Raw genomic sequence first — 1,425 nt, 5'->3', positions numbered from 1 at the left:
TCAATGCTCGAAGCAGAGTCCATATCGTTCTTGAAATTTTCATCCAGTGTGTTGATCGACCATGAAACGGTCACTCGTCCAAGGTTCTTCAGCAGATCAATATCCCGTACCACAAGATCAGACTTTGTGCAGATCAAAATATCTGCGTCACTGCCGATCAACTGCTCCAGAAGTTTTCTGGTATTCCCGAATTGCTCCTCCTGTGGATTGTAGCCATCCGTCACAGAACCGATGACCACACGCTGTCCGGCATATTTCTTCGGATTTTTAATTTCCGGCCAATGCTTCACATCAAGGAAAGTGCCCCATTCCTCCGTGTGTCCGGTAAAACGCTTCATAAAAGAAGCATAGCAATACTTGCAGGCATGTGTACAGCCCACATAGGGATTGACCGAGTACCCGCCTACCGGCAGACTGGACTTGGTCATGATGTTCTTTGTTTCCACCTCACGAATGAGGATTCCATCGATTACTTCTGCCATGATCTCTGTACCTCTAACACTTTATTGAATTCCTCCGGCATTTCCTGAATCATATTTTCATCCCCTATGATAGGGACAAGGTCTTCCTTCATAAACACCGGAATGCCGAGTGCGTGTGCCTGATCCGTCAGAGACCATGCCCATTCCGGCTCCGTATGAATCTTCCTGCTCTGAGCCCCGGTCATAGTGCCGACAACGATCCAGTTGATTCCGGAAAGGTCAACTGTACCGGGATCGTCGAATAACGGTTCAAAGGTAACATGGTAATGCTTTGCTCTGATGTTTTTCCGAAGGGCGTCGATACGCCACAGTTCGGCTTTCCTCGTCACCGTAACGCCAAACCATGCGTTTTCCAGATCGGTATCAAAATCCAGCAGATCGGGTCGCTTGGTAAGGAACAGGAACTGATGCTGTCTATTTTCACGGATCTTTGCAAATACCTCGTCTTTCCATTCCGGCTTCCATCCGGAGAGATCGCTCATGCCGGTAAGAAGAAAGTTCTGCGGACGTTTCTTTTCCATCATCCTGAGCTTACCCGGAAAGAATTCAGGGTCAGTGAAGTCATCAATCATATGCCAGCGCTTCACATTGTTGCGGGCATAGCAATATGCACACCCCACTGTGCAGCCGATGACGAGATTCATGTTCTGAATCTGATCTTTGATACAAATACTCATGACTTCTGCCACTCCTCAAGATTCTTTCTGATGCGGTCGAGGCATTCCTCAAACCGGGTAATTTCTTCCTCTGAAAAACCTTTGTAATAAATACTGCCCATCTCATCAGATACAGAATCGTACTCGCCCTTTAAGGCATGTGCTTTCTCAGTCAGAAACAGGAGTGTTTTCCTTTTGTCCGTTTCAGACTGAACACGGCTTATCAGCCCTTGATTTTCCATTCTTTCCAGCATCGTAGTAAGAGATGTTATCGCTAATCCGCATTT

The 1,425-nt window shown here is 46.9% G+C and carries 3 protein-coding genes; all 3 read right to left on the bottom strand.

Features of this window, described 5'->3' with window-relative positions:
- Positions 1–482 (bottom strand): radical SAM protein (locus H8S55_RS13850; protein WP_366468076.1); only part of this gene is annotated, 482 nt, incomplete at its 3' end.
- Entirely contained in the window at positions 470–1,159 is a 690-nt protein-coding gene (locus H8S55_RS13845; protein WP_186879356.1) for a radical SAM mobile pair protein A, read from the bottom strand. The genes H8S55_RS13850 and H8S55_RS13845, both read right to left, overlap by 13 nt.
- A partial coding sequence (locus H8S55_RS13840; RefSeq protein WP_186879355.1) for a MarR family winged helix-turn-helix transcriptional regulator occupies positions 1,156–1,425 on the bottom strand: 270 nt, incomplete at its 5' end. The genes H8S55_RS13845 and H8S55_RS13840, both read right to left, overlap by 4 nt.

The organism is Flintibacter faecis (assembly GCF_014287875.1).
In the GTDB taxonomy this organism is placed as follows: Bacteria; Bacillota; Clostridia; order Oscillospirales; family Oscillospiraceae; genus Lawsonibacter; species Lawsonibacter faecis_A.
The sequence above is the reverse complement of the archived record's forward strand: the minus strand, read 5'-3'. Positions and strand labels throughout refer to the sequence as shown.

Coding starts and splice junctions, on each gene's coding strand:
- H8S55_RS13845 (WP_186879356.1), bottom strand. CDS start 1,159: ATGAGTATTTGTATCAAAGATCAGATTCAGAACATGAATCTCGTCATC.